The sequence below is a fragment of the uncultured Christiangramia sp. genome, from assembly GCF_913046405.1.
GTDB classification, from domain to species: domain Bacteria; phylum Bacteroidota; class Bacteroidia; order Flavobacteriales; family Flavobacteriaceae; genus Christiangramia; species Christiangramia marina.
Genome location: NZ_CAJWRQ010000067.1, coordinates 1 through 17,416, shown reverse-complemented (window position 1 = coordinate 17,416; position 17,416 = coordinate 1). Strand labels below are relative to the sequence as shown.

Sequence of the window (17,416 nt, the reverse complement as noted above, 5' to 3'; positions counted from 1 at the left end):
GAGCATCTCCCTTTTAAGGAGAGGGTCCTGGGTTCGAGCCCCAGCCAGATCACTATTTTGCTCGCTTCGATCTTTTGATCGAAACTTGTTGACCAGCCTTATGGAGGCATTCCATAAACTCATACCCGAGTGCTGGAATTGGTAGACAGGCATGGTTGAGGGCCATGTGTCCATTAGGGCGTGCGGGTTCAAGTCCCGCCTCGGGTACTACTTTCCAAAAAATTACAATTAGCCACTGAGGCTTTTTTTTATATCCTATCTCAATTTTGTTTAATATAAATTACATTTAATTAAACATTTTAACTTTTCTCTATCATTTTCACTCTAAATATTGTTTAGATTTGTTTAATAGCTTAAAAGAAGTATGGAACACATCAAACAAAACTTTAGTATTAAGGATCTGGAGCACCTAAGTGGAATTAAAGCCCACACCATAAGGATCTGGGAGAAGAGATATAATATTCTTGATCCTGAGAGAACAGATACCAATATTCGTACTTATGATGGTGAAGACCTGCAGAAGCTACTCAATATTTCTTTTTTGAATATTCATGGATACAAGATTTCACGGATCTCCAAAATGAAAGAAGACGAAGTTCATGCGCTTGTTAGGCGAATTTCAGCATCTTCAAGTGTTGAGAACAGAGCAAAGAATGCTTTCAAGCTCGCAATGATGAATTTTGACGACAGATTGTTTCAGAAAACCTATAATGATCTGGTCTCAAAATTATCATTTCGAGATGTTTTCTACGATGTTTTTATTCCGCTGCTTGAAGAGATTGGGCTGCTTTGGCAGACTGATACCATCAAACCTATTCACGAGCATTACATCATAGAGCTTATTAAACAAAAGATATATATCAATATAGCCGAACTAAAATCTAACGGCGAGGAAGAAAATAATGATAAATTATATGTGCTTTTTCTTCCTTACAATGAAATCCACGATATTGGGATTTTGTATCTCAACTATGAGCTTTTAAACGCAGGTAAAAATGTTATCTATGTTGGTCCAAGCTTACCATTAGACAATATGGATTACCTGATGAAAATCCATAATGATCCGGTATTCGTAAGTTATCTTACCATCTCACCTGTAAATACAGATGTCTCAGAATTTCTAAATGAGTTCCAGGAGAAGTTATGCCGGGATAAGCCAAGAGAATTCTTGTTATTTGGACAAAGAACAAAAGAAATAGATCAGGCCACTCTTCCTGAAAACATCAAAGTACAGACATCCATTAAAGATTTTATAAATAGTCTCTAAAAATCCTCAATGCCAAAAAAGATAAATATTATAGGATCCGGTTTTTCATCTCTAGCAGCTTCCTGCTACCTGGCTCAAGCCGGTTACGAGGTAGAAGTATTCGAAAAGAATGATACGGTAGGTGGTAGAGCCCGCCAATTGAAACGTGATGGGTTTACTTTTGATATTGGTCCAACCTGGTACTGGATGCCAGATGTTTTTGAACGTTTCTTTTCTGACTTCGGAAAATCAGCTTCAGATTATTTTCAGCTGAACAAATTAGATCCAGCTTATGAAGTTTACTTCGGTAAAGATGATTCCGTTATAATTCCGGGTAGCCTTGAAGAGATCTATGAGACCTTTGAAGAAGTTGAAAAGGGAAGTTCTGAAAAACTGAAGAAATTCATTGCGAAAGCACGTGACAATTATGATATAGCCATTAAAGATCTGGTTTATCGTCCTGGAGTTTCTCCAATGGAACTTGTAACAACTGCGACCGCAACAAGACTAGGCCGGTTTTTTACAAATATTAGCGGAGATGTTCGCAAAGAGTTTTCTAATGAGAAATTAAGACAGATTCTCGAATTTCCAGTGTTGTTTCTGGGAGCAAAACCAAGTGATACTCCAGCTTTTTATAGTTTTATGAATTATGCCGACTTTGGATTGGGCACCTGGCATCCTCATGGAGGGATGTACAAAGTTATAGAAGGCATTAAAGAGCTCGCAGAGTCTTTAGGCGTAAAGTTTCAGCTCAATGCTAATGTCGAGGCTATTACTACTGAAGATCGTGCAGCAAAAGCGTTGAAAATAGACGGGAAACTTTATCCTGCAGATATCATTCTTTCTGGTGCAGATTATAATCATACAGAAACCTTACTTCCGGAATTCGATAGACAGTATTCTGAAAAGTACTGGGAGAAGAAAACGTTTGCACCCTCGTCCCTACTGTTTTATGTAGCCTTTGATAAGAAATTGAAGAATGTATCTCACCATACACTATTTTTTGATAGTAGTTTTAAGGATCATGCAAAAGCCATCTATGATGACGCTGCCTGGCCTGAAGATCCACTGTTCTATGCCAGTTTCCCTTCAAAGACTGATGATACCGTAGCTCCTGAAGGAAAGGAAGCAGGAATATTCTTAATTCCTCTTGCTCCAGATCTCGAAGATACCGATGAGATTCGGGAACGTTATTTTAATATGATAATCGAACGTTTTCAGGCGCTTACAGGGCAGGAAATAAAAACAAATATTATATTTAAGGAATCCTTTTGTGTAAAGGATTTCAAGGAAGCTTATAATTCCTATAAAGGGAATGCCTACGGAATGGCAAATACACTTTTCCAGACAGCATTTTTAAGACCAAAAATTAGAAGTAAAAAGCTGGAACAATTATATTTTACCGGGCAGTTAACCGTTCCTGGACCAGGTGTACCGCCATCCCTTATATCTGGGAAACTTGCAGCTGGACTGATACAACAAAATGAACAAAACTAATTTATGAAAGCGATTTTTGATACGGTATCCCGGTCCTGTAGCAAAACTGTTACCAATAGCTACAGTACTTCTTTTAGTCTGGCCACTAAGATGCTGGCCCCCACTATCAGGCAGGATATTTATAATATTTATGGATTTGTAAGATTTGCTGATGAAATCGTGGATAGCTTTCATGATTATGACAAGGATTTATTATTTAAAGATTTTGAAGCTGATCTATATAAGGCGCTGGATCAAAGGATTTCTCTTAATCCTATTCTAAATGCTTTTCAGGAAACGGTTCACCGTTACGATATAGAACCTCAACTTTACAAGGCATTTATGGATAGTATGCGACTGGATCTGCATAAATCTGAATACCTGAGCATGGAAGAATATCGCCAGTATATCTACGGTAGCGCAGATGTTGTTGGTCTTATGTGTTTAAAAGTTTTTGTAAAAGGTGACCAGGCGAAGTACGAGGAGTTAAAATCATCGGCTATGAGTCTAGGTTCGGCTTTCCAGAAAGTGAACTTTCTACGGGATCTTAAGGCAGATTATGAAGATCTTAGCAGATCCTATTTCCCAAATGTGGACCTTTCAGAATTAGACGAAGTAAATAAACAACAGATTGTTGCTGAAATTGAAGAAGACTTCAGTAAAGGTCTTAGCGGGATCGCTCATCTTCCGGTAGAAGCGAAGTTTGGTGTGTATACTGCTTATATATATTATAGAAAATTACTTCAGAAACTTAAAAACGTCCCATCTCTGGAGATTAAAAATTGCCGGGTTCGTGTTCCTAATTATCAGAAGGCAGGATTACTGGCAAAATCCTATATTTCTTATAGACTGAATTTAATATAATTGATGATGATGCAAGTGATATTATGGCTATTAGTATTTTTTGGAACCTTTATGATGATGGAGGGAATGGCGTGGTTCACACACAAATATGTGATGCATGGTTTCTTATGGAAATTGCATAAGGATCACCACCACAAAGATCACAGTAGCTGGTGGGAGCGAAACGATCTCTTTTTCGTTTTTTACGCTCTTGTAAGTATTGGGTGTTTCCTGCTTTGGAGGTATGAAGATGTATGGTTCGGCCTACCTATTGGACTTGGGATTCTCGCATATGGCATCACATATTTTACAGTGCACGATATTTTTATACACCAAAGGTTTAAGATCTTTAGAAATGCGAATAATAAATACGCAAAAGGTATAAGACGAGCGCATAAAATGCACCATAAACATTTAGGAAAGGATGACGGCGAATGCTTCGGAATGCTATTCGTACCTTTCAAATATTTCAGAAAATAAAATATACCCCCAAATGATCACGCCAGACTATTACTACATCATCGTTGGTGGTGGACTGGCTGGGCTACAGCTTGCTCTTGAAATCAGGAAGGACATTTTCTTTAAAGGAAAAAAGATTGCGATTATTGATCCTGCGCTCAAAGATGAAAACGACAAAACCTGGTGCTTCTGGGAAGAAGGTTCAGGTAAATGGGACGAGCTTATTCAGAAGGAATGGCAGCAAGGATTATTTATAGCAGATTCTGTAGAGAAAGAACTGGATTTTGCTCCTTACAGCTATAAGATGCTAAGCTCCATCGACTTTTATGATTATGCGAAACGCGAATTAACAAAGGATCCTGACACATACTTCATTCAGGATGAGATTATTAAGATCGATGAAGTTACACGTACTGCATCAGGCAAGAAAGATTCTTACACCGCTACTCATTTTTTTGACAGCAGACCACCACATGCATATAAAGATGATTCTGGTAGCGCCAAAATCTATCAGCACTTTAAAGGGATATATATTGAAACTCAGGAAGCACAATTTGATCCTGAACGCTTTACCATGATGGACTATCGGGTCATGTACAGGAACAGCACTTGCTTTACTTATGTCCTACCATTATCTCCTAAAAACGCTCTTGTAGAGTTTACCTTTTTTACTCCTTTCCTAACTGAAGAAAAAGTATATGATGAGCAACTAGAAAAATATATTCGGGAAGTTTTAAAAATTGAAGATTACAGCATCACTGAAAGTGAAACGGGCGTAATTCCAATGACCGACTACCCTTTCCATCAGCATAATTCCAAACATGTTACGAAGATAGGAACGGCTGGTGGTTGGGTAAAGGCATCTACAGGGTATTCATTTAAGAGTGCTGAACGAAAAGTAAGCAAAATGCTCTCAAATATCAAAAGTGGTAAGAGGCCGGCGCAAGGTCTATTCAGCAAAAGATTTCAGCGGTATGATGCGATATTTCTGGATGTTCTGGAAAAGCGGAATGATCTTGGTGAATCATTGTTCACTAAGTTCTATACGAAAAATAGTATTCAGAATATATTCAAATTTCTGGATGAAGAAACCACATTTTCCGAAGAGATCAAGATCATGCAAAGCATGTTTCACCCGCAGTTCCTGAAATCTTTCTTCAATAAATTATAATTACTCTTGCAGCAATTTATCGAGAGTGCTTCGAAAGCTGTCTGAGTTCCAGTCGGCAGACCCAACTTTGTCGATCACAATTTTTCCTGATTTTGAGATCACATAAGTAGTTGGCAACGTTTTACCCAGCATTGGCTCAGGTGCTTTAGTCCGCATCTTATAGGAAGGTAAAGTAAAACGTTTACGCTTCATGTAATTATCTGTGGTTTGATGCTGTTCTCCTGAAACAAATACAAAACGTACTTTTTCACCATAATCCTCATAAACTTCCTGGAAACTTGGCATTTCTGCAATACATGGCGGACACCAGGTTGCCCAGAAATTGACTACGATAACTTGATTTTCAAACTCAGAAAATTCTATTCTCTTACCTCTTTTATCTTCCAGTATCCAATCATAGCTGGCTAGTTTTTCCTGATCCTCTTCATCATTAACAGAGGGCGCGAAGGAAATAAGTTTATTCACAAAGATCTGAACCGGCTTCCTGGTTTGAGGTATCACCATCACCAGAATTATCACAATAATGATAATATTTGACCACTGATTTTTAAATAATTTCATAGCATTGCTTAAGTCCTGCAAAGAACGGAAAATTTACAATTTTGGGCGGTAAACGTCTGGATTCAATTTTAATCGTAGCTAAAAATTCCAGCCCGAATATCAGCTAATTAGGATTTGATGCTAATACAGATTCTCTAAAAACAAAAAACCTCAGGATTACTCCTGAGGTTTTTTAGAATTATATAACTAAATGCTTATGCTGCGTTCTCCTTTTTAATAAGGTTTAATGCAGATCCATGCTTATACCACTCAATTTGAGGCAGGTTATAAGTATGATTCGCTTTAATTGTATCCTTACTTCCATCTGCATGTACGATCTCTATAGTAAGAGGTGTATCTGGTGCGAAGTTTTCAAGATCTATAAAGTTAAAAGTATCATCTTCCTGGATTAGATCATAATCACTTTCATTTGCGAAAGTAAGACCTAACATTCCCTGTTTCTTAAGGTTTGTCTCATGTATACGAGCAAAGGATTTTACAAGTACCACCTTAACACCTAAATGTCTCGGCTCCATAGCTGCGTGCTCTCTGGAAGAACCTTCACCATAGTTATGATCTCCTACTATAACGGTTGGAATACCTGCTTTTTTGTACTCTCTCTGTACTGCCGGCACACCATCGTACTCACCAGTAAGCTGATTCTTTACAAAATTAGTCTTCTCGTTGTAAGCGTTAATAGCTCCAATAAGACAGTTATTAGAAATATTATCTAAATGACCTCTATATCTCAACCATGGTCCTGCCATAGAAATATGGTCGGTAGTACATTTACCCCATGCTTTGATCAATAATTTAGCGCCAGTAAGATTTTTACCATCCCAAGGCTCGAAAGGTGTAAGCAATTGAAGTCTTTCACTATCTTCAGCCACTTTAACTTCCACACTGTTTCCATCCTCATTTGGAGCAACATATCCAGCATCCTCTACAGCAAATCCTTTTGTAGGAAGTTCAATTCCCTGAGGTTCATCCAACATTACTTCTTCACCATCCTCGTTCATTAATTTATCACGGGTTGGATCAAAATCCAGTCTACCAGAAATTGCAATTGCTGCAACCATTTCAGGAGAACCTACAAAAGCGTGTGTATTTGGGTTTCCATCTGCACGCTTAGAGAAGTTACGGTTGAAAGAATGCACGATCGTGTTCTTCTCTTCACCTTTTCTATCTGAACGATCCCATTGACCAATACATGGTCCACAGGCATTTGTAAATATAGTTGCATCAAGATCTTCAAAGATCTGAAGCAATCCATCTCTTTCAGCCGTGAATCTAATTTGTTCAGATCCCGGGTTAATCCCGAAGTCAGATTTAGCCTTTACTTTCTTATCCACCGCCTGTTTTGCGATAGAAGCTGCTCTGGTTAAATCTTCATAAGATGAGTTCGTACAGGAACCAATCAGACCCCAATCAACATTGATTGGCCAGTCATGCTCCTTCGCTTTCGCTCCCATTTCAGAAATAGGAGTTGCAAGATCTGGAGTAAATGGTCCATTTAAGTGAGGCTTTAATTCATCTAAATTGATCTCGATCAATTCATCAAAATACTGCTCTGGATTTGCATATACTTCGTCATCACCAGTTAAGTGCTCACATACTTCATTCGCTGCATCTGCAACATCTGCACGGTTCGTAGCTCTCAGGTAACGCTCCATAGAGTCATCGTAACCAAAAGTAGAAGTAGTCGCTCCAACTTCAGCACCCATATTACAGATTGTACCTTTACCAGTACAGGAAAGGTTACGCGCACCTTCACCAAAATATTCTATGATTGCTCCGGTACCACCTTTTACAGTAAGGATACCTGCAACTTTTAAGATCACATCTTTAGAAGAAGTCCAACCAGAAAGTTTTCCGGTTAATTTCACTCCAATAAGTTTCGGGAATTTAAGCTCCCAAGGCATTCCTGCCATTACATCAACGGCATCAGCTCCACCTACTCCAATAGCAACCATTCCTAATCCACCGGCGTTTACCGTGTGAGAATCGGTTCCAATCATCATTCCACCTGGAAATGCATAGTTTTCTAGAACAACCTGGTGAATAATACCTGCCCCTGGTTTCCAGAATCCAATTCCGTATTTGTTTGATACTGATTCCAGAAAATCGAAAACCTCACTACTACTTTTATTTGCAGATTGCAAATCTATCGCAGCTCCCATTTTCGCCTGGATAAGGTGATCACAATGTACAGTTGTAGGAACAGCTACCTGCTTCTTACCTGCCTGCATAAATTGCAATAATGCCATTTGCGCAGTCGCATCTTGACAAGCAATTCTATCCGGTGAAAATTCTACATAATCCTTACCTCTTTGGAATGCTTCTTTAGCACTCCCATCCCATAAGTGAGAATAAAGGATCTTTTCTGAAAGCGTCAAAGGTTTACCAACAACTTCACGTGCTGTATTCACACGTTCAGCCATGTGGCTATACACCTTCTTAATCATATCAATATCGTATGCCATATTCTGTTTTGTTTTTATTCTAAAAAAGTCTTGCAAAAATAGGAAATTTAGACCGATTTTAAAAATAAGGAGCAATACTCAGAAATCGCTGTAAATTATTTTTGAAATTGTAATTTTTACGATAGAAAATTCAATAAAAATGAATTTTAGGTTAGATTTCTAAGAATTCGATAATTTCTGAAGTCTATATCGAATATCTGGCAGGTTCGCGGAGCGACTTTTGTCTTCGGAATAAATAAACTACAGGAGCCATAAAAGCAATAAAAAACATGGACAGGATCCAGAATGATTTGTCACGTAGCTTATTCAGAATCATATCCAGGAGAATGATGACCCAGAATCCGAATAACAATACAGAGGATACAAATTTCAGGATAAATGCTGAAGATTCATCCAGTCCAGCTATGCTAGCAAGAAATTTATTACCAAAAGCAAGATAAAAAAGTATAGAAAAGAGAATTTTATAGCGCTCTAGAAAATTGATCACTAAAATAAATTTTCGATGATTTTTTCAGCAGAAATCCCTTCAGCTTCTGCCTTGTAATTCCTGATGATTCGATGCCTTAAAATTCCAATGGCAACCGCCTGAACATTTTCGATATCTGGTGAGAATTTGCCCATTACTGCGGCATGGGTTTTGGCAGCCAGAATTAAATTCTGAGAAGCTCTTGGTCCCGCCCCCCAGTCAATATAATTCTGAACAAAATCTGAAGCTTCTTGCCCAGGTCTCGTTTTGCCTACCAGTCTCACAGCGTATTCTATAACATTATCCGGCACGGGAATACGCCGAATCACTTGTTGAATTTCAGATATTTCTGATGCATTAAATAATGGATTCACCGTTTTCTGAACATCTGTGGTCGTAGATTTCACGACATCCACTTCTTCCTGAAAACTTGGATATTCCAGATTTATTGCAAACATAAACCTGTCAAGCTGGGCTTCAGGTAAGGGATAGGTTCCCTCCTGCTCTATCGGGTTTTGTGTAGCCAGAACAAAATAGGGTTTATCAAGCTTATAGTGATGACCGGCTACCGTCACAGCCCGTTCCTGCATTGCTTCAAGTAAAGCTGCCTGAGTTTTTGGCGGAGTACGGTTGATCTCGTCTGCCAGTAAAATATTGGTAAAAACCGGCCCCTTTATGAATTTGAATTTGCGATTTTCATCGAGGATTTCTGATCCCAGAATATCGCTGGGCATAAGATCTGGGGTAAATTGTATTCTTTTGAAATCCAGACCAAGCGCTTTTGCGATAGTGTTGACCATCAACGTTTTGGCAAGGCCTGGAACACCGATCAATAATGAGTGTCCCCCTGAAAATATAGAAAGTAAAACCTGTTGCACGACCTCATCCTGACCAACGATCACTTTCGCGATCTCTGTTCTTAGTTCGGCGTGTTTCTTTACCAGGTTTTCTATCAGGGCAACGTCAGACATCCATTATTGTTTTAACCAGGCATTAGCGTAATCACAATCACGGTACTTCCCGTTAACTTTAATATAAGTATCTGCGATCTTCTCTTTTTGCCACTTTTCGATAACTTCAAGCTGTTTGTCTCTAAGCGCAAGTTCCTTGATCTTAAGGTAATCTGTTGCATAATCTGCTTCGTGCTCCTCAATTTTCTTAGTAACCTTGATGATCTTGAATTGCGGTCTTCCTGTTCTGTCCTGTTGTGTAAGAACCAGGGAAACTTCACCTTCATCTAAAGATTCCACCTGCTCAAATAATTTAGGATCGATCTTGGTTAGCTCAAATCTGGTATCACCAGTTCTTGGGTTGATCAATTTTCCTCCTTCAGTTTTAGTTTCTTCTTCATCTGAAGCTTCTCGAGCAGCCGCGGCAAACTCTAAGTCTCCTTTGACGATCTTACTTCTTAAAGTATCTATTTCAGCCTTCGCTGCCTGTACAGATGCATTTGTTACATCTGGAATCAACAATATATGTCTAAGTTCTACGGTTTGCCCACGAATTTTGTCGATCTGGATTATATGATAACCAAATTCAGTTTCAAAAGGTTCACTAACCTCACCTTCCTGAAGACTAAAAGCTACATCCTTAAATTCTTTTACAAAGGCATCCTTTCTGGTTAGGGTAATTCTACCTCCATCTGGAGCAGTCCCTGGATCCTGTGAATATAAAACTGCCTTGGTAGAAAAACTTGAACCGTTCTCTTCAATATCCGCTTTAAAACCTTTCAACCTGTCTATAACCTTCTGACTTTCTTCCTGAGGAATTTCAGGTTCGATCACGATTTGAGAAAGTTCAATTTCAGTACCAAACATTGGCTTCTCATCCATTTGCACGTAGTACTGTCTTACTTCTTCCGGAGTTACTTCCAGATCCTGAATGATCTTTTCCTGCATTTGCTGTGCAAGCTGTCTTTGCTTGGTAAGTGTAAAAATCTCATCCCTTAACTCAGCTTCGCTATCCTTTTTATAGAATTCAAGCACTTTCTCCATAGAACCAGCCTGTTGCTGCAGTCCCTGGATTTGTTGATCAACGATCCCATTTATCTGGTTGTCGTTAATAATGATACTATCCTGTATTGCATGATGTGCATACAATTTGTTCTCCATTAAAGAACCTGCCAGTTTACAATCAGTCACCTCTGCCGTGGTCATTCCCTGTGACTGCATATCCTTGTACATCAGGTCGATATCACTTTCAAGAATGATATATTCTCCAACTACTGCAGCGATCCCATCAACTTTCATGCGCTGTTTCCCCTGCATTTCGTTTTCCACCTTCTTCACCTCGGCATCTGGCTGGATCGACGTACTATCTGTTACGATCACTTCCTGAGAAAATCCAAGAGCCGTGAACATCATGCACACTCCTGAAAATAGTGGTTTAATTGTAGATTTCAAATTCATTATTTTTAATTGCATCTTTAGTAATATCCTTTTCTAATTCTTTAATAAGCGACTGCTTTCTCTTATTCAGCAAGATCTCTCGAATGGTTGCTGAAGCATAATCTAAAGGAGCCTGTTCATTTCTTGCCAGTACATCATTAACATAAACAAGGTACACATTTAATGAATCCTTTAACTCCAGGAAATTTGATTTTCGCAATAGCTTTGACCGATCCTCTACAGAAAGCGGACCAATTTTATCATAAACAGATTTTGTTTTCACCCAAACAGAATCGTTCATGCTGTAATTTTTAAACTGAATCGCCATATTGCTTAATGCGTCCTGATCTTCAACATCAAAGCGACGAAATTTAGTTCTTATTTCATCAAGGTTGTTCGTATTCTTCGCAAGATTAATATACCTGAGTTTTACAAGGTCCTCATTCAGAATAAAATTTTCCCCATTCTTCTTATAATAAGCTTCGATCTCGTTCTTGTTGAGGGAGGTATCAAGATCCCGGGTAACGATGGCATCTGTATATGCATTGGTAAACAACTCATTCTTATAATTCTCCACAAGGGCATTGAATTCTGCCTGTTGTTCTCCTGGTAAATTGAGTTTTGCCCTGTCTATCAACAATTGCTGAGTCGCCCAGCGAGTCACGTAATTCCCAACGATTATCGAACTGTCTTCAGGAGAAGTATCTTCATCAATAAGAGATTGTATATCCTCCTCGTATAAATAAGAATCATTGACTCTTACTACCTGTACCCTGTTATCGGTTTGCTGAAAATACTCACAACTGCCAAACAGCAATGAGCACAATCCAAGGTAAAACCAATAAAAACGTCTATTCAAAATCAATCGTTTAAGCACCTCTTTTATTAAGCTGAAAACACCTTCAGCTCTTACTAAACTTAGTATCCGCGCAAAAATAACAATTACTTGAGGTTCTGCAAGCTAAAGGCATAACGAATAAGCAACCTACGAAATTATAAATTCTGAAAGATTTTTATTTCCGTAGTATCTTAGACTGAAGCTAAAGCAAAATCATATGAAATACGAACAGAAAATTGTGATCGACAAACCTCTTAACGAGGTCATAGAAAAATTTTCAGATCCGGAAAGTCTTAAACACTGGCAGGAAGGTTTTATTTTCATGAAACCCATAAACGGAGTACTTGGAGAAAAAGGCTCTCAAAATCTTCTGAAGTTCAAGATGAATGGTCGTGAGATCGAAATGACCGAGACCATACTCGCCAACGAACTCCCTCAAAAATATGAAGCCACTTATATCGCTAAAGGTGTATTTAACCAACAGGCAAATTATTTCGAGGAGATCGAACCTGGGAAAACGCTGTGGCGCACGCATAATGAGTTCAGGTTCTCAGGATTTATGAAAGCTATTGGAATGCTGATGCCCGGAGCATTTAAAAAGCAATCAAAACAATTCATGACAGACTTCAAAGCTTTTGCTGAAGAAGGTAAAAGTGTGCTCGATAAATAATTAATTTTTCTGAAGGATAGCGGATATTTACCTCAGCCTGTTATATTTGCGAAAAAATATTTAGAATGAAACGATTAAGTATTGCCCTTTTAATGCTATTTGTAGTAGTTTCTGCAAACGCACAATCAAAAATTGGAACTATTGACGCAGAATATATCCTGGCTCAATTGCCAGAAAATGCTGAAGTAAATAAATCTCTGGAAGTTTACAACGAAGAGCTTCAGGGCGACCTGAAGAACACTATTGCGAAATATGAAACAGCGGTAAAGGAATACCAGGAAACCAATGTAGGTCTTACAGATGATGTTAAGAAAGAAAAGGAAAACGAGATCATTGGAATGGAGAATGAGATCAAAGGCTTTAGACAGAAGGCATCTGTAATGCTTCAAATGAAAAGAAGTGAACTAACCGGTCCACTTTATGGAAAGATCGATACGGCAATGAAAGAAGTGATTCAGGAAGAAGGTTATACTCAAATATTTCATTCTGGTTCTGGCGGACTTGCATTCTCAAGAGAACAGGATGATATCACGCTTAAAGTGATGAAAAAAATGGGTATAGAAGTAAAACCTGAAACTACTCAACAGGCAGCCGGATCTACTACTACAGAAAACTAGAAATTTTAATTATTTCAAATAAAAAAAGCCCTGCAAATTGCGGGGCTTTTTTATTTCAATTTCTTAAATTATCTACTGTAATTAGGAGATTCTTTCGTGATCGTTACATCATGAGGATGACTTTCGTGAACTCCGGCAGCTGTGATTCTTACGAACTTTCCAGTTTCCTTCAAGGTTTCTACATCTCCTGCACCACAGTAACCCATTCCAGCTTTAAGCCCACCAATGAACTGGTGAATACTTTCTTCCAGGTCTCCTTTATAAGGAACTCTTCCAACAATTCCTTCGGGTACAAGTTTCTTAATATCATCTTCCACATCCTGGAAGTATCGATCTTTCGAACCTTTTTCCATAGCTTCAACAGATCCCATACCACGATAAGACTTGAATTTACGTCCTTCATATATAATCGTTTCACCCGGTGATTCCTTAGTTCCTGCGAGCAGTGAACCAAGCATCACGCAATCTGCACCTGCAGCGATCGCTTTTGGGATGTCTCCGGTATAACGAATTCCTCCATCGGCAATTACCGGTACGCCAGAACCTTTGATTGCTGCTGCAACCTCCAGTACGGCTGAAAATTGTGGAAAACCGACTCCAGCTACAACTCGCGTTGTACAAATAGAACCTGGTCCAATTCCCACCTTAACAGCATCTGCGCCTGCGTCTACCAAGTATTTAGCAGCTTCTCCGGTAGCTATATTTCCAACAACTACGTCAAGATCCGGGAATTTCTTTTTTACTTCTTTAAGCACCTGCACCACTCCTTTAGTGTGACCATGAGCGGTATCTATAATGATGGCGTCCACACCTGCATTTACTAAAGCTTCAGCGCGGTCCACTGCATCTCCGGTAACACCCACCGCTGCGGCTACGCGAAGTCTTCCGTAGGTATCTTTGTTCGCCATTGGCTTTTGGGTAAGCTTGGTGATATCACGAAACGTGATCAAACCAACCAGTTTATCCTCAGCATTTACGACCGGAAGTTTTTCAATTTTATTTTCCTGTAGAATAACTTCTGCCTCTTCCAGTGAAGTCCCTTCAGAAACTGTTACCAGGTTTTCTGAGGTCATTACCTCCTGTATAGGTCTTCCTGTATTCTTTTCGAATCTTAGGTCACGATTGGTTACAATTCCAATAAGTTTCCCGGCATCATCTACAATTGGAATTCCTCCAATGCTATGTTCTTTCATGGAATCTTTAGCATCTCCAACCTTGGCTGTAATTGGCAAGGTTACAGGATCTATGATCATCCCGCTTTCTGCACGCTTTACCTTCCTAACTTTCAAAGCCTGCTGCTCGATCGTCATGTTCTTGTGAAGTACGCCAATTCCTCCTTCTCTAGCCATGGCAATTGCCATTCTGGATTCGGTCACGGTATCCATCGCTGCGGAAACGATAGGAACGTTAATTGGAATATTGCGTGTAAATTTTGACTGAATGCTTACTTCTCTTGGGAGAACTTCAGAGTATGCCGGTACTAAAAGTACATCGTCATAAGTGAGTCCGTCACCTAGAATTTTGGAATCGTGTGCGATCATTGCAATTAGAGATTTAATTGCATGCAAAGATATGGTTTATAAGTGACAATCAATGAAGTATTCCACTTAACAAAACATAAATCTCCTATAAGAAATAGAAGACCGCAAAAGTTTACACCTTTATCTAATTATATGGCTTACAGATATTTAAATTCATTCTTAATGCATTGCTCGCTATCTTTAGTTTAAAATGAATCGATTATGAGTATTAGATTAGGAAACAGCTGCACCAATTGCGACAATTTTCAGAATAATTTTTGCACTAAACATGAGACCGCGGTCAATGTTCAGCATACCTGCGACAGTTTTGAAATGAAAGCCGCTATCAAAAATGAGAAGAATTGCCTTAACTGTGCCAGATATGAAAGTCCAACCTGTGCGAATCCTCAAAAGGCCGCGCCAGGAATGTTATGCAGTCACTGGGCACCGCAAGCTACTGCGTGATCTATAATTTAATTTGCAGACTTGAGTACCAGGTAAGCGGCTGCGCAGGAATAATCCCGGGCCCAGGATATCCTGTGGCCCTGCGTGTAAAGTAACTATTATCCAACAGGTTATTAATCCCGGCTTCCAGCTTAAATTTGCCAAGTGTATAGCTGGCCGATACATCCATAATTCCATAAGATGGAATGGAACCTCGAATTCCGTTAATTCTGTCATCCACATCCTGAGGAGCATTTGTAGCGTCTGAGAACTGTTCAGATAAATAGGTGTATTGCAGACCTGCGAGGAAGTTTTTATAACCAAAATTAAGACCGGTTTTCAGGTTTACCTTCGGAATAAATTCAACTTCATTTCCTTCTACGTTGATCTCATTAGAATCCACATATTCAGAACTTGTAAAGGCTGCATTTACAAAATAGTTGAGCTTATGATCTTCAGAAGTTTCAAAGAAAGTATTCTTTAGATCCCAATCTGCGAATGTTTCCAAACCGTATATAAAGGCATCGCCAATATTGGATTTGTATCGGTAATAATCTGTAGCTGTAGCCACATCCACAACCCCTATCCTGTCATTATATCTTAATCCAAAAATGCTAACATCGTAAGAAACCTTATCGGCCAGTCTACCTCGCACACCAATATCGGCAGTGAAACCTTCTTCATCGGTAATTTCAGGATCTATGACCAGATTGGGATTTACAACCCTTATGTCATTAAAAGTAACAGACCTGTAATTCTGGGAGACATTTGCGTAGAGTTCGTTCTTAGGATTTAGGGAATAACTGGATCCAACACCAAGTAAGACAAAAGAACGCTCGAAATCACGACTATCTTCTACAGTTTCATTCTGAAGTGGATTTCCGGCCAGATCCAGAATAATATTTTTGTAAGACCCTTCAGAAGCCGTACTTATATATTCAAATCTAAAGCCGGGTGTAACCGAGAATCTTTCAGAAATATTAAAAATGTTTTCTCCAAAAATTGCAAGGTTCTTATTAGGGAAGTTAAACTCAGCCTGTCTCGCGTAATCTGGATATGTTGCATCTGCAAATGAGAAATCGGGACCGGTTGTATTACTGCCAGGTCCTTGTCTCTGGTCATTATTGGCATCATAATACTTTGCTCCAATTAATAAAACTGACTGATCATTAAGCAGATCGTACCTTGTTAATAACCTCGTTTCGATTCCCCAGTTCGAAAAATTATCTACCAGCAATTCTCTTGGTGCATCGAGATCGTCTACCTGGGAAACTCTGTCCACTCTAAATCCGAGCGCTTTTCTTGTGGCATCTAGTCCGAAGAAATTTACACTAACATCTGTTCTGTCTGTAAGTTTGTGTTGGAGTTTGAATGCATAAAGATTCCAGTTAACATCGAACCAGTTTCTCTCCCGATTGCTGACATCCGGATCTTCATAGAATTGAAAATCTGAAAGCCCTCCTGGTTGTTGTGCCAGGTAGTCCAGGTAAGTATACTCAAAACTAATATTGGTGCGATCACTAAGCTGGTAACCAAGATGTGCGAACACATTCCTGGAATCATAACCAGAGTTAGGACGGAAACCTTCGCCACCCTTATAATGAAAATAAGTATAGTAACTTAATTTTCCCACAGTCCCACTAAGGCTGTTAAAACTGGTAAAAAGGTTATATGAACCAACACTCTGCCTGGAAATCAGTTCTATTTTCTTATCCTTTACAGGTTCCTTGAATTTGAAATTGATCATTCCACCAAACTGGGTTCCATACTGCAAAGAAGCAGCGCCACGAACCACCTGGATCTCCTTCAGCGCTTCTGCGGGAGGTGTATAGTAGCTTTCAGGATATCCTAAAACATCGGCAGAAATATCGTAACCGTTTTGCCTGGTATTAAAATTCTGGGTTCGGTTGGGATCGAGCCCACGACCTCCAATATTTAACTGTAAACCGGCATCTCCATTATCATAAATATTGAGTCCAACCACCTGATTGTAGATCTGTCTGGCATTATTCGCCGCCAGGTTTCCTAAGGTCTTATCAAGCAGAACCACTTCACTTTTCTTACCTGCATAAATTGCAGTTCCTTCAACCTTACGCAGTTTTCGTAGGGCGAAAATCTCTTCCCTGCGATTAGTGATCATTACTTCACTAAGGTTGTTGGAAAGTTTTGCAAGCTCAAAATTCACTCGAGTATCTGCATTGATAAAGATCTCTTTATCTGCGATCGCATATTCAAAACTGAAAATTGCAAATTCGT

16 protein-coding genes and 1 tRNA gene are annotated in these 17,416 nt (G+C 39.1%); 9 read left to right on the top strand and 8 right to left on the bottom strand.

Going from position 1 to position 17,416, the window contains the following annotated elements; genetic code table 11:
- The first annotated feature begins 123 nt into the window (after window positions 1-123).
- From QZ620_RS09785 to QZ620_RS09760, 6 genes are all read left to right on the top strand, one after another.
- Window positions 124-207: transfer RNA gene (locus QZ620_RS09785), tRNA-Leu, on the top strand.
- Between the two features lie 157 nt (window positions 208-364).
- Window positions 365-1,267 carry a MerR family transcriptional regulator gene (locus QZ620_RS09780; RefSeq protein ID WP_295181144.1) on the top strand — a complete coding sequence of 301 codons (903 nt, stop codon included), beginning with the start codon at window positions 365-367 and terminating at the stop codon, window positions 1,265-1,267.
- Window positions 1,268-1,276: 9 nt separating this feature from the next.
- Window positions 1,277-2,743, top strand: coding sequence for an NAD(P)/FAD-dependent oxidoreductase (crtI, locus tag QZ620_RS09775; RefSeq protein ID WP_295181142.1), 1,467 nt, complete (start codon window positions 1,277-1,279; stop codon window positions 2,741-2,743).
- Window positions 2,744-2,746: 3 nt separating this feature from the next.
- Complete coding sequence (locus tag QZ620_RS09770) at window positions 2,747-3,586, top strand: phytoene/squalene synthase family protein (protein WP_295181140.1); 840 nt, start codon at window positions 2,747-2,749, stop codon at window positions 3,584-3,586.
- Between the two features lie 9 nt (window positions 3,587-3,595).
- Window positions 3,596-4,045 carry a sterol desaturase family protein gene (locus tag QZ620_RS09765; protein ID WP_141879178.1) on the top strand — a complete coding sequence of 150 codons (450 nt, stop codon included), beginning with the start codon at window positions 3,596-3,598 and terminating at the stop codon, window positions 4,043-4,045.
- Window positions 4,046-4,058: 13 nt separating this feature from the next.
- Window positions 4,059-5,195, top strand: coding sequence for a lycopene cyclase family protein (locus QZ620_RS09760; RefSeq protein ID WP_295181138.1), 1,137 nt, complete (start codon window positions 4,059-4,061; stop codon window positions 5,193-5,195).
- Here QZ620_RS09760 and QZ620_RS09755 read toward each other — a convergent pair whose 3' ends face one another.
- The 6 genes from QZ620_RS09755 to QZ620_RS09730 all read right to left on the bottom strand — a co-directional run bounded on the left by QZ620_RS09755 (window position 5,196) and on the right by QZ620_RS09730 (window position 11,930).
- A complete protein-coding gene (locus tag QZ620_RS09755; RefSeq protein WP_295181136.1) occupies window positions 5,196-5,756 on the bottom strand; it encodes a TlpA disulfide reductase family protein in 561 nt (186 codons plus the stop codon).
- A gap of 194 nt (window positions 5,757-5,950) precedes the next feature.
- The gene (locus QZ620_RS09750) at window positions 5,951-8,218 is read right to left on the bottom strand and encodes an aconitate hydratase (RefSeq protein WP_295181134.1); all 2,268 of its coding nucleotides are present in this window, start codon (window positions 8,216-8,218) and stop codon (window positions 5,951-5,953) included.
- A 184-nt stretch (window positions 8,219-8,402) separates the two neighbouring features.
- Window positions 8,403-8,705, bottom strand: a complete 303-nt coding sequence (locus QZ620_RS09745; protein ID WP_295181132.1) for a hypothetical protein — start codon at window positions 8,703-8,705, stop codon at window positions 8,403-8,405.
- Window positions 8,705-9,655, bottom strand: coding sequence for a MoxR family ATPase (locus QZ620_RS09740; protein ID WP_295181130.1), 951 nt, complete (start codon window positions 9,653-9,655; stop codon window positions 8,705-8,707). Before QZ620_RS09740 ends, QZ620_RS09745 begins: the two co-directional genes overlap by 1 nt.
- Window positions 9,656-9,658: 3 nt before the next feature.
- Window positions 9,659-11,092 carry a peptidylprolyl isomerase gene (locus tag QZ620_RS09735; RefSeq protein WP_366935454.1) on the bottom strand — a complete coding sequence of 478 codons (1,434 nt, stop codon included), beginning with the start codon at window positions 11,090-11,092 and terminating at the stop codon, window positions 9,659-9,661.
- Window positions 11,070-11,930 (bottom strand): peptidyl-prolyl cis-trans isomerase, encoded by an 861-nt coding sequence (locus QZ620_RS09730; RefSeq protein ID WP_295181126.1) that lies wholly within the window; start codon window positions 11,928-11,930, stop codon window positions 11,070-11,072. The genes QZ620_RS09735 and QZ620_RS09730 overlap by 23 nt, the downstream gene beginning before the upstream one ends.
- 196 nt (window positions 11,931-12,126) lie before the next feature.
- On the opposite strand from QZ620_RS09730, the gene QZ620_RS09725 reads away from it, so the two are divergent.
- Window positions 12,127-12,579, top strand: coding sequence for an SRPBCC family protein (locus QZ620_RS09725; protein ID WP_295181124.1), 453 nt, complete (start codon window positions 12,127-12,129; stop codon window positions 12,577-12,579).
- Window positions 12,580-12,644: 65 nt separating this feature from the next.
- A complete protein-coding gene (locus QZ620_RS09720) occupies window positions 12,645-13,196 on the top strand; it encodes an OmpH family outer membrane protein (protein WP_295181122.1) in 552 nt (183 codons plus the stop codon).
- A gap of 68 nt (window positions 13,197-13,264) precedes the next feature.
- On the opposite strand, the gene guaB is transcribed toward QZ620_RS09720, so the two are convergent.
- Window positions 13,265-14,737 carry an IMP dehydrogenase gene (gene guaB, locus QZ620_RS09715; protein WP_141877050.1) on the bottom strand — a complete coding sequence of 491 codons (1,473 nt, stop codon included), beginning with the start codon at window positions 14,735-14,737 and terminating at the stop codon, window positions 13,265-13,267.
- Between the two features lie 201 nt (window positions 14,738-14,938).
- Here guaB and QZ620_RS09710 point away from each other — a divergent pair, with 201 nt between their 5' ends.
- Window positions 14,939-15,181, top strand: coding sequence for a hypothetical protein (locus QZ620_RS09710; RefSeq protein ID WP_035695904.1), 243 nt, complete (start codon window positions 14,939-14,941; stop codon window positions 15,179-15,181).
- A 1-nt stretch (window position 15,182) separates the two neighbouring features.
- Here QZ620_RS09710 and QZ620_RS09705 read toward each other — a convergent pair.
- Window positions 15,183-17,416 (bottom strand): TonB-dependent receptor (locus tag QZ620_RS09705; RefSeq protein ID WP_295181118.1); only part of this gene is annotated, 2,234 nt, incomplete at its 5' end.